Source organism: Acinetobacter sp. C13 (assembly GCF_016809775.1).
Classification (GTDB): domain Bacteria; phylum Pseudomonadota; class Gammaproteobacteria; order Pseudomonadales; family Moraxellaceae; genus Acinetobacter; species Acinetobacter pittii.
On sequence record NZ_JAFBJL010000001.1, the window covers coordinates 670,418 to 683,715 of the forward strand.

Here is a 13,298-nt window from a genome sequence, read left to right on the forward strand (position 1 = left end):
GCTATCGAAAAATAATTCCGTTATCAATTATTTTGTTTTATATTGTGGTATAAAATTTTGTATTGTGAAATTTTTAACTTAAATTACTTTAAATACTGATAGGATTTATGCGTAAATAAGCATCTAGCCCTGCTAAGGAAATGAGAAGCTAGCTATAGAACAGTGAGTGGAAAGAATATGAAGACCAAAATTACAGAATTATTTGAAATTGAGCATCCAATTATTCAAGGCGGTATGCATTATGTTGGTTTTGCAGAGCTTGCTGCTGCGGTTTCGAACGCGGGCGGGTTAGGTATTATCACTGGCCTGACTCAGCGTACACCTGAAAATTTGGCAAAAGAAATTGCACGTTGCCGAGAAATGACCGATAAGCCTTTTGGGGTAAATTTAACCTTTTTGCCTACCGTAAATACTCCTGATTATCCGGGTTTTGTAGAGGCAATTATTAAAGGTGGCGTAAAGATTGTAGAAACAGCAGGGCGTAATCCTGAACAGGTGATGCCATATTTAAAGGCTGCTGGTATTAAAGTAATTCACAAATGTACTTCGGTTCGACATAGCTTAAAAGCTCAGCAAATTGGGTGCGATGCAGTTTCTGTAGATGGTTTTGAGTGTGGTGGGCATCCTGGTGAGGATGACGTGCCCAATATGATTTTATTACCTTTAGCAGCCGATGCATTAGAGATTCCGTTTGTTGCCTCGGGTGGTATGGCAGATGGGCGCTCACTCGCGGCTGCTTTAGCGATGGGAGCCGATGGAATTAATATGGGAACGCGCTTTATTGCGACTCAGGAAGCTCCCGTACATGCAAATGTGAAACAGGCGATTCTGAATGCAACCGAACGAGATACGCGTTTAATTATGCGTGCTTTGCGAAATACAGAACGTGTCATGAATAATGCTGCTGTAGAAAAAATCGTGGCAAAAGAAAAAGCACTCGGCGATAACATTAAGTTTGAAGATATTATGGAAGAAGTTGCAGGTGTTTATCCAAAAGTCATGATTGATGGCGATGTAAATGCAGGTGCATGGTCATGTGGGTTAGTGGCAAGCTTAATCCATGATATTCCGACATGCGATGAACTGGTTAACCGAATTGTCAAAGAGGCAGAAGATATTATTCGCGGACGTTTATCAGGGCTTTTATAACGAACTATTAGCCTATTTTGAGATCAGCACAAGTTTTAATTGTGCTGATTTTTTGCATCACGCACACAATAATAAAGACATAAAACGGCAAAAATTAAGCCTAAAATACATACACCTGTCCATCCAAAGTGTTTCCAAGCATAACTTCCCGCTGTTGTGCCTAAAGCGCCGCCAGCAAAGTAACCTGTCATATAAATGGCATTAAACCGTGAACGTAATTCTTGATTAAGTTTAAATACAATACTTTGGTTGGTGACATGTACAGCAGAAAGAGAAGCGTAGAGAATAAGTAAGGCAATAATATAAAAAGCAAAATGGTAGGTTAAAAGTGAAAAAAGAATCCAACTTAAAATAAGGCCAACGCCGCAATAAATTGAAATTTTATGAATATAGCCTTGGTCAATAAATTTGCCTGAGAAATTGGCAACGAAAGTTCCTAACACGCCAACAAAACCGAAAAGGCCAATGGTAAAGTCGCTAAAAAAATAGGGCGCTGGAGCCAGAAGCAAAGACATGGTGGTAAAGGTTAAACTTACACAAGCAAATGTAAAACCACCAATATAAGTTCTGGTTCTTAACCGTCGATTTTGAATAAAAATCTGTGGAAGAGAGCGAATAGTTTTTACATAGTTTTCAGATTTAGTCGGTGGAAATAACCCAATATTACGATGCAAAATAATGGCAATGATGAGTAACAGAAAACCACTGACCAGATAAATAATATTCCATGCAAAAAGTGTAGACATCAGCCCTGAAAGGGATCGAGCGAGTAAAACCCCCATCATCAGTCCACTCAGTAGAAAGCCAACGACACGGCCGCTTTGTTGAATTGGAACCAGACTTGCAGCAAGCGGTAACAACAGTTGGGCTGCACTAGAAAATAGGCCAGTAATGACAGTACCAAGCAGTAAAAGATAAATATTGTGCGAAAACCCGCTAATAATTAATCCGCTTGAAGCCAATAACATAAAGACAAATAGCAGCTTGCGCTTTTCTAATATGTCACCCAACGGCATTAAAAAGAGTAAGCCACATGCGTAGGTGATTTGGGCTAGAGTTGGCACCCACGCTGTAGTTGTTTCAGTTAAATCTAGGCTTACACTAATTGAATGAATAAGTGGCTGACTAAAATAATTTCCACCTGTACAAATGCCTGCGGCAATTGCCATTAAAATAATGGTTGGGGTATAGAGTGCGTTTTTCATCATGCCTTAGTCATAATGAAAGTGGAACTTTAATCAACACAACCATGACTGTTTTAAGCACGACTGTTAGTGCGTTTCATTCAAAGCATCTTGAATATTGTGCACCATGTGGATTAAACGTGGTCCAATTTCACCTTCAAGTTTTTCCGGATTTAAATGAAAACTTGGCGCACCACAGTTAAAAACATAAAGACCGTGTTTCGAGCTGACCAAAGGTACAGCCACTGAGTTCACTTCTTTATGCCACTCACCTAAAGACAAACAATATCCATAATCTTGGTAATCACGGAAAGCTCGTTCTAATGAGCGTTTTATGGCTGGCCAGTTTTCGGGATTTTTTTGTTTCAACGCATCAAGTAGAAAATTGCGCTCACGTTCAGGGGTCGCAGCCAAGCATGCTCGGCCCATAGAACTACTATGAATTGGCAAAGTAGAACCAATTGGACGGCGCATATTCAAAGCAGTTTCGATTTGCACAACATCGATATACACCATATTTAAGCGGTCACGTGTTGCCATCGCCACAGGCGCTTGAACATACTGACTCATCTCTTCCATATATTGATGAGCAATATTACGAATCGAGATGTTAGATAATGCTGCATATCCTAAAGATAAGACACCAATATCTAGTGTGTATTTGGTCGAGTTAGGCAATTGTTTTAAATAACCTAATGACACAAGAGTATTGGTAATACGTGCAATGGTCGGTTTAGGTAAACCTGTCATTTTTGCTAATTCTTGGTTGCCAAGCACCTGATTATTTGCAGAAAAGCATCTTAAAAGTTCTAAACCGCGTGCTAAAGAAGCAATAAATTGCGGGTTGTTTTCCCGATGTATATGCGAAATAGGATCTAAACGTATCTCATCAAAATTTATTGGTTTTTCAGTTTCCGTGTTTTGAGACATTCGATCCTCAAATATAATTAAAGCAATAGTTTTGCCATTATATTTCGCTCTGCAAAATAAATCCATTCATCACTGCGCTGTTGTGATGAATGGATATCTGGTTCATAGTTATGAAACGTTTTCAATCACCATCGCAAGACCTTGGCCTACACCAATACATAGGCTCACCACGGCATATTTCTTTTTACGGCGAATTAACTCACGAGCTACTGTTAAGCTAAGACGAGCGCCAGATGCACCAAGTGGATGACCAACTGCAATCGCACCACCGTTCGGGTTCACACGTGGGTCATTAAAATCAACATTCAAACCTTTTAAACAAGATAAAACCTGTGAGGCAAAGGCTTCATTAATTTCAATAATATCCATGTCATCTAAAGTAAGACCAGCACGCGCAACAGCTTTTTTAATGGCTTCGATCGGACCTGCACCCATAATGCGTGGTTCAATACCCGCAGCCGCGGCTGATAAGATTTTTGCCATTGGTTTTAGGCCATATTTTTGACCGGCAGCTTCTGAACCAATCAAAAGTGCTGCTGCACCGTCGTTAATCCCTGAGGCATTACCAGCTGTAACCACGCCACCTTCAAATAGAGGTTTTAACTTTGTGAGTGCTTCAACAGTTGAGCTTGGGCGAGGGTGTTCATCTTCTGAAACGAGTTTAGGCGGTAATTTTTTGCCTTGGAAAACCTCAATTGGCGTAATTTCATCGGTAAAGAAACCTTCTTCTTTGGCTTTTTGATATTTGGCTTGTGATTGAGCTGCAAAAAAATCAGCTTGTTCGCGGCTAATACCAAAGTCGGCTGCAACGTTATCACCCGTTTCAGGCATTGAATGACCGCCGTACTGAGCAATAATTTTTTTATTTGGAAAACGAGATCCAATGGTGGTGTCATAAATTTTTGCATCACGGCTATAAGCACTTTCGGCTTTACCCATCACAAAAGGTGCGCGAGACATACTTTCTACACCACCTGCGATATAGAGTTCGCCTTCACCACAAGTAATGGCACGTGCTGAGTCAATCACAGCACCTAAACCACTAGCACATAGGCGGTTTACCGTCTGGCCCGGTACAGTAACAGGTAAACCTGCAAGTAATAGCGCATTTCGTGCCACATTACGGCTATCTTCACCCGCTTGGTTGGTGTCGCCTAAAATCACATCTTCAATATCAGCACCCGGAACACCAGTTTTTTCTAGTAGTTTTTGAATGACAGTTGCGGCTAAATCATCAGGGCGAATTGAGGCAAGTTCACCTGCATGACGGCCAAATGGACTACGTAAACCATCATAGATATATGCATTTAACATTGAGAAATTCCTTTTCAAGACTCGTGAGTAAAAGTAAGAGGTAAACGAAGTGCGACACGACGCTGTAACCACGGGCTAGGGCGGTAACGCGGATCATGTGTAAGTGCGGTTATACGGTTTAGAATGAGTAAGATTTTTTCGCTACCGACTTGATCGCCCCATTCGATTGGGCCAAATGGATAGCCTAAGCCAAGACGTACCGCGGCATTAATGTCATCTACAGTGGCAACATTTTGCTGGGCAATATCACAGCCTAAATTAATGACCATGGCTAAAACGCGCTGTGCAACAAAGCCAATACTTTCAGCAATCATACTCACCAGGTTTCCATCTAGATTGAAAATAGAGTGAGCGGCTTGTCGGTATTCAGGTTTGGTAATAAGTGAAGGCATTAAGGTTCGATGCTTTGCAATGCCATAAAGCATGTCTATAGCAACAGCTTGTTCTGGATTAACCCCAAGGCGAGTAGCCGCTTGAGTTGTATCTTCACCGTAACAAGCGAGTAAACATAAGCTATCTGTTTGTGGTTCCGGCTGAGTGTCTAAGGCAATATTTTGCTGAGTTAAATAATCTTCGAGCTGTTTTTTATCATCTAAGAAATCGGCCGCAATCCAAACTTTTGGATATTGCGCTAAACGCTCTACAAATTTGGCAGGTTGTTCACCTGTTTTTGAACCAGTTTCATAGTTATAAAAACCTTGATTAACCTTACGTCCAAGTTGCTTGGCATCAAGCATTTGTTTGGTGAGCGGGTTTGGTTTGTAGCGGGCTTCTTCATAGTATTGGTGATAAATCGACTCCATCACAGGATGCGAGACATCAAGGCCAGTTAAATCGAGTAATTCAAAAGGACCCATTCTAAAACCAACGCCGTCACGTAAAATTCGGTCAATTTCACTAATATCACAGACATTTTCATTTAAAATTTTGAGTGCTTCGGTGCCATAAGCTCGACCTGCATGATTAATAATAAATCCAGGGGTGTCCTTCGCTACGACAGGGCGGTGACCAAATGCACGAGATAAATCGTTTAAAGCATCAATAATAAGTGGGTCTGTTTTTAAACCACGAATGACTTCGACCACTTTCATGAGTGGAACTGGGTTAAAAAAATGATAACCCACAACACGCTCAGGCTTCTTGCAATTTGCCGCAATGGCTGTAATAGAAAGCGAAGAGGTGTTTGAGGCTAAAATAGTATTATCCGAAACAATGTCTTCAAGCTGCTGCATCAAGCTTTGTTTGATATCAAGACGTTCAACAATTGCTTCTACAATGAGGTCGCAATTTTTTAAATCTTCAATTTGATGAGCGACAATTAAATGGTTATTTGCTGCTGCTGCTTGCTCAGATGTAATTTTATTTTTGTCGACTAACTTTTGAAATGTAGCAGCCAGTTTTTCTTTAGCCTGTTCTGCTGCCCCTGCTTTGGCATCATATAAATAAGTGGTATGACCTGACTGTGCAGCAATTTGAGCAATACCACTGCCCATAATACCGACACCAATCACAGCCATGCTTTTAATATCATAAGTCATGTCGATCATCCTGATGATTAATCTATATTTGAAATTAAACGGAAAAATAGGGTTGGGTGATTTAGCTTAAACATTGTTTATCACCATCAATTGGTAGAATTTGCCCTGAAATTGAGCGGCCACTATCTGAAGCTAAAAATAGGCATAAATCTGCAATATGCTTTGGATTGACAAAATATTTGAGTGACTGATTTTTTAGTGCATTTTGAGTCACTTCTTCAAGTGAGGTATTTGCTACATCGGCGCGGGCCTGTAATACGCGTTGAACCCGATCACCATCGACTGCACCCGGAAGAATAGCGTTAACTCGAATATTGTCTGCACCGAGTTCCATAGAGAGCGTTTTGGTAAAACCGATCAGCCCCCATTTTGAAGTGGAATAGGCCAATCGATATGGATAGCCTAAGCGGCCGGCAATAGATGACATATTAATAATCACGCCTGCTTGTGCTTTCTTTAAATAGGGAATGGCTAACTGGGTAATTAAAAAAGTGCTATTCAGGTTTAAATTAATGACCGTATTCCAATCTTCAAAACTTAACTCATCTGCTGCAACGGTCGGACCTGAAATGCCTGTGTTATTGACTAAAATATCAATACCGCCAAGTTTCTGAACTGCATGACTAAACATGAGTTTAATTTGCTCATGATTAGCTAAATCACAGGTATATATGTGCAGCTTTGGATAATCTTTTTGAAATTGTTCTAGGCTTTTAGCATTAATATCGCAAACAAAAACTTCATCCTGATTGTTTAAAAATGCCTCGGCAATGCATCGTCCAATCCCTGAACCACCTGCACTAATCAATACTTTTCTGGCCATTTTAATTCCTTTGTTATTATGGTTTTAAATTATTTACCTTGATACGACGGCTTACGCTTTTCGATAAAAGCTTGAACACCTTCATTTTTATCTTCGGTCGAAAACAGTAACTGGAATGCTTTTCGTTCTAGCGTTAAGCCTGCATTTAATGGAACGTCTTCGCTCATTAGTGCAACTTCTTTAATTTGTTGCAGGGCAATAGGAGGCATTTTTGCGAGGCTTTGTGCCATTTGAATCGCAGTTGGAATGGTTTGGTCATCTTCTGTGACTTGTGAAACAAGACCGATGGTATAAGCTTCTTCGGCTTTTACCATGGCACCCGTCATAATCATGCGCATGGCATGGAATTTACCCACAGCACGGAATAAACGTTGTGTACCACCAGCACCCGGCATTAAACCAACTTTAATTTCCGGCTGGCCAAAGGTTGCGCCTTTACCTGCAATAATAATGTCAGCATGCATTGCAAGTTCACAGCCACCCCCTAATGCATAACCATTTACAGCAGCAATGACTGGTTTAGGACACTGAGCAATCGCATTCCAATAACGTTCGGTATGGCGCAATAACATTTCTGTTGAAGTCGCGGTTGCCATTTCTTTTAAATCTGCACCTGCGGCAAAGACTTCTTCACCACCTGTGAGCACAACCGCATTGATCTCATCATTAAAACTTAATTCGGTAAAAGCTTGTGCTAGTTGTTTGCGAACCTCTGTATTCAGTGCATTTTTTGCTTCAAGTCGGTTTATTTTTACAATCGCTATTTTTTGAATAGAAAAGTCGACTTCTACGAAATTATTCCCTGTTGATACACTCATTTTTGAATTCCTTGTTTCGCACATCAAAACTATATTCCTTTTATGATGCTTATTTTGGAATTTATTTCAAGTCTTATTTAGTCCATTAGAGCAATTATGATTTATTAAATAAGCTAAGTTATTGATATTTAGTAATGGTGATTTTTTAAATTTCGTTAAACGAAATTAATTTTCAAAAAAGCTTGAAATTTGTATTTTCGTTCTCGTACTATGAAACACATCCGCAGTAAACAAGATTTAAAACATGGTATCCAGACAAGCTGGAGATGGCTGATGGGTACGATGGAAATACATAAAAAGGGAGATCACAGATGATCCGTGATGAAGGGATGTTGGAGCAGTTACTTTCAACAATTCGAGATTTTGTAAAAAATGAATTGATCCCTCGTGAAAACGAAGTGGTAGAGAAAGATAAAATTCCAGATGACATTGTGCAGCAAATGCGTGAGCTTGGTTTGTTCGGTCTTACAATTCCCGAAGAATATGGTGGTCTAGGCATCACTATGGAAGAAGAAGTCAGAGTTGCATTTGAACTTGGGCAAACTTCACCAGCTTTTCGTTCTTTAATTGGTACTAATAACGGTATTGGTTCAAGTGCAATTTTGATTGATGGCACAGAAGAGCAAAAGCAAAAATATTTACCTCGTTACGCAAGTGGCGAAATTATTGGTTCATTTTGTTTAACCGAGCCTGAATCTGGCTCTGACGCTGCCTCTTTAAAAACCAGCGCAGTTAAAGACGGTGATTTTTATGTGTTAAACGGCACCAAACGTTTTATTACCAATGCACCCCATGCTGCAACTTTTACCGTAATGGCTCGAACCAATCCTGAAATTAAAGGGTCAGGTGGCATTTCAGCTTTTTTAGTTGAGGCCAATACACCAGGTATTACTTTAGGCAAAATTGACCAAAAAATGGGGCAAAAGGGTTCGCACACCTGTGATGTGATTTTTGAAAATTGCCGTGTGCCTGCTTCTGCATTGATTGGTGGCGTAGAAGGTGTTGGTTTTAAAACGGCCATGAAAGTACTTGATAAAGGTCGTTTGCACATTGGTGCCTATAGCGTGGGTGTTGCCGAACGCATGTTAAACGACGCATTGCACTATGCGATTGAGCGTAAACAGTTTGGTCAACCTATTGCAAACTTCCAGTTGATTCAAGCCATGCTTGCCGACTCAAAAGCCGAGATTTATGCAGCTAAATGTATGGTTTTAGATGCAGCTCGCCGCCGTGACAATGGCGAAAATATTAGTACAGAAGCATCTTGCGCGAAAATGTTTGCAACTGAAATGTGCGGACGCGTTGCTGACCGCTGTGTACAGATTCACGGTGGTGCAGGCTATATCAGTGAATATGCCATTGAGCGTTTTTATCGCGATGTTCGTTTGTTCCGTCTCTATGAAGGAACCACACAAGTTCAACAAATTATTATTGCTAAAAACATGATTAGGGAAGCTACAGCCTAATAAAAAATCAAATGCCATGAGGCATTGGATGCCTCATGTTCCTTCTGAGGATATGGACATGACAACAGAAACAGTTACCCAAAATACGGCTAGCAGTGAAGCTATCCAAACACCAAAAAAGATTTGGATTACCGCATTTATATTCGCTTTTTTAACATTGTTGTGTGATGGAGCAGACTTAGGTTTTTTGGCATTGAGCCTGACCAGTCTTAAAACAGAATTTCATTTGACGGGTGTACAAGCTGGAACACTAGGCAGCTTAACGCTTTTCGGTTCCGCTGTAGGTGGTCTGATTGGCGGCTGGGCGTGTGACCGTTTTGGGCGAGTTCGCATTATTGTATTCTTTATTGCTTATTCTTCAGTTTTAACCAGTGCGCTGGGTTTTACTGATTCTTATATGCAATTTGCAGTTTTAAGAACATTTGGAGCGATGGGCTTAGGCGCACTTTATATTGCCTGTAATATTTTAATGTCTGAAATGGTGCCAACCAAACATCGCTCGACCGTTTTGGCTACTCTCATGACTGGTTATACACTGGGTTCTTTACTCGCGACCTTATTAGCTGGACATATTATTCCTGAACATGGCTGGCGTTTCCTTTACTGGATTGCAATTGCGCCTGTGGTGTTGTCAGTTTTAATGCACTTTTGTGTACCTGAACCTGAGTCTTGGAAAAAAGCGCGTCAATTAAAAGCGTTAGAAGTCGCTCAAAGTAACCAACCTAAAAAACGTCAAAATCCATATTTTGAGATTTTAAGAGATAAAAAACATGGCACCATGTTTGTTCTCTGGATTATTAGTACGGGTGCATTGCAGTTTGGCTATTACGGCGTGAGTAACTGGTTACCGGCTTATTTAGAGTCTGATCTTGGCATCAAGTTTAAAGAAATGGCCATGTATATGGTCGGTACTTTCCTGATTATGATGTTTGCTAAAGTGATCGCAGGAATCGTTGCCGATAAATTAGGACGACGCGCTGTGTTTGCTTTCGGAACTATTGGTACAGCTTTATTTATTCCAGTGATTGTCTATTTAAATACACCAACCAATATTTTATGGATGATGCTGTTCTTCGGTTTCCTTTACGGTATTCCGTACGCCATTAATGCCACATATATGACAGAAAGCTTCCCGACTTCTATTCGAGGCTCGGCAGTAGGTGGTGCTTATAACATTGGCAAAGTACTTTCTATTTTCTCTCCATTAACAATTGGTTATCTATCGCAAAATGGTTCTATTGGCTTAGGGCTTTTGGTGATGGCTGCAGCTTATTTTATCTGCGGGGTAATTCCATTGTTATTTATTAAAGACCGACTATTTAACCCGCAAAAGGCAGAGTGACAGATCAATCTGTCACCTTAAATTAAGGATGAAAGGGACAAGTGAGATGATAAATAAAATCACCAGTGACATTGAACCAATTTTAAAAGCTATTCCAGATGGGGCAACCATCATGACAGGCGGGTTTGGTGTGACTGGGCAACCTGCTGAATTAATTGAAGCCTTAATCGATTTAGGAAAAAAAGAACTCACCGTTGTAAATAACAATGCGGCTTCTGGTGATCGTGGCCTAACCAAGCTCATTATTGCTGGCTGTGTAAAGAAAATGATTTGTTCATTTCCGAAATCTGCTGGATCAACCGTTTTTCAAGACTTATATAGAGCGGGAAAAATTGAGTTAGAACTAGTTCCACAAGGTAATTTGGCTTGTCGGATTCAGGCCGCAGGGGCTGGTTTAGGGGCTATTTTTACGCCGACTGGTTATGGCACCAAAGTTGCCGAGGGTAAAGAGACCCGAACCATTAACGGTAAAAATTATGTGCTTGAATATCCACTTGAAGCTGATTTTGCACTGATTTATGCCGATAAAGCCGACCGCTGGGGCAATTTAACTTACCGTAAAGCAGCCCGCAATTTTGGGCCGATCATGGCAAAAGCCGCCAAGACCACGATTGTTCAAGTGAATGACACCGTAGAGCTAGGAACGCTTGACCCAGAGTGCATTATTACACCGGGAATTTTTGTTCAGCACGTTGTAAAAGTAGGAGATATCTAATGTCAGTTCAAAAGCGTTCTCGTGAAGATATTGCCAAGCTCATTGCCAATGACATTCCGGAAGGTTCTTATGTCAATTTAGGAATTGGCTTACCGACCAACGTTGCTAAATTTTTGCCAAAAGACAAAGAAATCTTTTTACATTCGGAAAATGGGGTTTTGGCTTTTGGGCCACCACCACAACCGGGTGAGGAAGATGAAGACTTAGTAAATGCCGGAAAAGAACTTGTCACTTTATTAGATGGTGGATGTTTTATGCATCATGGTGACTCGTTTGACATAATGCGTGGCGGCCATCTGGACATTTGCGTAATTGGGGCATTCCAAGTTGCGGTAAATGGAGACTTGGCAAACTGGCATACCGGTAAAGCAGATGATGTACCCGCAGTTGGCGGTGCTATGGATTTGGCAGTCGGCGCAAAAACGATTTATGTCTATATGGAGCATGTCACTAAAAAAGGTGAGCCCAAAATTGTAAAGGAAATTACATATCCAATGACGGGTGAGCAGTGTGTAGATCGTATTTATACCGATTTATGCATTATTGAACTCAAAGACCAAAAAGCTTATGTCACGGAAATAGTCGAAGGCTTAACTTTTAATGAATTACAAGCTGTCACAGACTGTGAATTGATAGATGCACGTGTAGCCTAAATTACACACGGAAAAAATGCTTCTTTAAGGATTAAAAGATGAAAAAATTAATTTTAGCTGCAGCTTGCGCTGCGGCCTCAGGGACTATTTTTGCAAATTCTTCAGATACCACAGAACAAAGAATTAATTTGCTAGAAACCGAGCTGCAAAAATTAAAAGCAGAACTTGCTGCTCAGAAACAAACTCAAAATAATTTACAGGTCAAACAGGTAAAGATTGAAGAGAACATCGAAAAAACTAAAGCAACGGTAACAGAAAAGCCTGTTGCTCCTTCGTGGGTCACTTGGACGGATAATGTTAAGGTTTACGGTATCGCTCGTATTGATGCAGCGGTTGATTTTAAATCATCACCAGACTCGGGCGGTAGAACGACCAGTAGTCTGTACCGAACACCTTTTGAAAGTGAAAAACGTTCAAACCATGCACGTTCCGATGCCATGATTAATGCAAGCCGATTAGGTGTTTATTTTAATAGCCCAAATAAAGCTGTGACGGGAAATATTGAAGCCGATTTCTTTGATAGCTCTAACATGGGCACAGGAGATGGTAAATTCCGTATTCGTCATGCATTTTTCACTTATAAGGATTGGACTTTTGGTCAAACATGGTCACTCATGTCTAATATGGAAACTCGTACAGAAGCTGTTGATTACACCCAATTTGTAGGAACTTCCTATACGCGTACTCCTCAAATTCGCTATGACTGGAAAATCGATGCCAATAATGATTTAAAAGTAGCCTTGGAATATACAGGTTCGAGAGTCTCGGCATTTCCGACTTTAACGGGGCGCTATACTTTTAAACAAGGTCCTTTAACGGCACTTGCTCAAGGCTTTATTAATGAAAAGTCTACAGATGTGGCAACTGCCACGGTGAAGAAAGTAAGCTGGGGGGCAGGAGGCGGCTTAAAATATCAACTCACGCCACAACAATCGGTACAAGCAAATTATCAATATATTGTCGGTGATCAAAAATTTATGCCGTACACCACCCAAAGTGGATTGGCAAATTCAGCAAGTTTAAATGCCGCGGGTGATTTTTCTTTAAACGAAGACAAAACAGATTTGGTTATGAATAAGTTGAATAGCATCAATATTGGTTATTCATATAAATTTAATGAGCAATGGCGTGCAAACTTATCGGCTTCAATGTTTGATTATGATGATGACACGGCTTATGCCAAACTTAATCCAGATGCCAACAAACGCCTAACTGACTATGCAGCTAACGTTTTCTATTCACCAATTGAGCAAATGGATATTGGTATGGAATATCATCAAGGCAAACGAGAAGTATTTGATGGCAGAACCGCTGATGTGTCACGCTTAAACTTTGTATCGATGTATAAATTCTAAAATGGGACGTA

The 13,298-nt window shown here is 40.5% G+C and carries 12 protein-coding genes; 6 read left to right on the forward strand and 6 right to left on the reverse strand.

The genetic code is table 11. From position 1 onward, the window contains the following. Positions 1-177 precede the first annotated feature (177 nt). A complete protein-coding gene (locus tag JGE69_RS03310; protein ID WP_159141899.1) occupies positions 178-1,149 on the forward strand; it encodes an NAD(P)H-dependent flavin oxidoreductase in 972 nt (323 codons plus the stop codon). Between the two features lie 35 nt (positions 1,150-1,184). Here the strand turns inward: JGE69_RS03310 and JGE69_RS03315 are convergent, their stop codons facing one another. From JGE69_RS03315 to JGE69_RS03340, 6 genes are all read right to left on the reverse strand, one after another. After that, positions 1,185-2,357 (reverse strand): MFS transporter, encoded by a 1,173-nt coding sequence (locus tag JGE69_RS03315; RefSeq protein WP_199112281.1) that lies wholly within the window; start codon positions 2,355-2,357, stop codon positions 1,185-1,187. A gap of 63 nt (positions 2,358-2,420) precedes the next feature. Continuing rightward, on the reverse strand, positions 2,421-3,263 hold the full coding sequence (locus JGE69_RS03320) for an IclR family transcriptional regulator (protein WP_000081480.1): 843 nt from the start codon (positions 3,261-3,263) through the stop codon (positions 2,421-2,423). Between the two features lie 108 nt (positions 3,264-3,371). After that, positions 3,372-4,577 (reverse strand): 3-oxoadipyl-CoA thiolase, encoded by a 1,206-nt coding sequence (locus tag JGE69_RS03325; RefSeq protein ID WP_032062719.1) that lies wholly within the window; start codon positions 4,575-4,577, stop codon positions 3,372-3,374. Between the two features lie 14 nt (positions 4,578-4,591). Further along, positions 4,592-6,115: a 3-hydroxyacyl-CoA dehydrogenase gene (locus JGE69_RS03330; RefSeq protein WP_199112283.1), complete on the reverse strand. Its 1,524-nt coding sequence runs from the start codon at positions 6,113-6,115 to the stop codon at positions 4,592-4,594. Positions 6,116-6,176: 61 nt separating this feature from the next. Continuing rightward, positions 6,177-6,938, reverse strand: coding sequence for an SDR family oxidoreductase (locus JGE69_RS03335; RefSeq protein WP_199112285.1), 762 nt, complete (start codon positions 6,936-6,938; stop codon positions 6,177-6,179). Positions 6,939-6,967: 29 nt separating this feature from the next. Next, positions 6,968-7,756, reverse strand: coding sequence for an enoyl-CoA hydratase (locus tag JGE69_RS03340; protein WP_199112287.1), 789 nt, complete (start codon positions 7,754-7,756; stop codon positions 6,968-6,970). A gap of 311 nt (positions 7,757-8,067) precedes the next feature. Here JGE69_RS03340 and JGE69_RS03345 point away from each other — a divergent pair, with 311 nt between their 5' ends. The 5 genes from JGE69_RS03345 to dcaP are packed head-to-tail and all read left to right on the forward strand — an operon-like array spanning position 8,068 to position 13,287. Further along, positions 8,068-9,222, forward strand: coding sequence for an acyl-CoA dehydrogenase family protein (locus JGE69_RS03345; protein WP_000617391.1), 1,155 nt, complete (start codon positions 8,068-8,070; stop codon positions 9,220-9,222). A 58-nt stretch (positions 9,223-9,280) separates the two neighbouring features. Continuing rightward, the gene (locus tag JGE69_RS03350; protein WP_197970761.1) at positions 9,281-10,564 is read left to right on the forward strand and encodes an MFS transporter; all 1,284 of its coding nucleotides are present in this window, start codon (positions 9,281-9,283) and stop codon (positions 10,562-10,564) included. A gap of 46 nt (positions 10,565-10,610) precedes the next feature. Then, positions 10,611-11,279, forward strand: coding sequence for a 3-oxoacid CoA-transferase subunit A (locus JGE69_RS03355; RefSeq protein WP_000608704.1), 669 nt, complete (start codon positions 10,611-10,613; stop codon positions 11,277-11,279). Then, positions 11,279-11,932 carry a 3-oxoacid CoA-transferase subunit B gene (locus JGE69_RS03360; RefSeq protein WP_044101929.1) on the forward strand — a complete coding sequence of 218 codons (654 nt, stop codon included), beginning with the start codon at positions 11,279-11,281 and terminating at the stop codon, positions 11,930-11,932. The genes JGE69_RS03355 and JGE69_RS03360 overlap by 1 nt, the downstream gene beginning before the upstream one ends. A 38-nt stretch (positions 11,933-11,970) precedes the next feature. Further along, entirely contained in the window at positions 11,971-13,287 is a 1,317-nt protein-coding gene (dcaP, locus tag JGE69_RS03365; RefSeq protein ID WP_199112289.1) for an outer membrane trimeric porin-like protein DcaP, read from the forward strand. Positions 13,288-13,298: the final 11 nt, after the last annotated feature.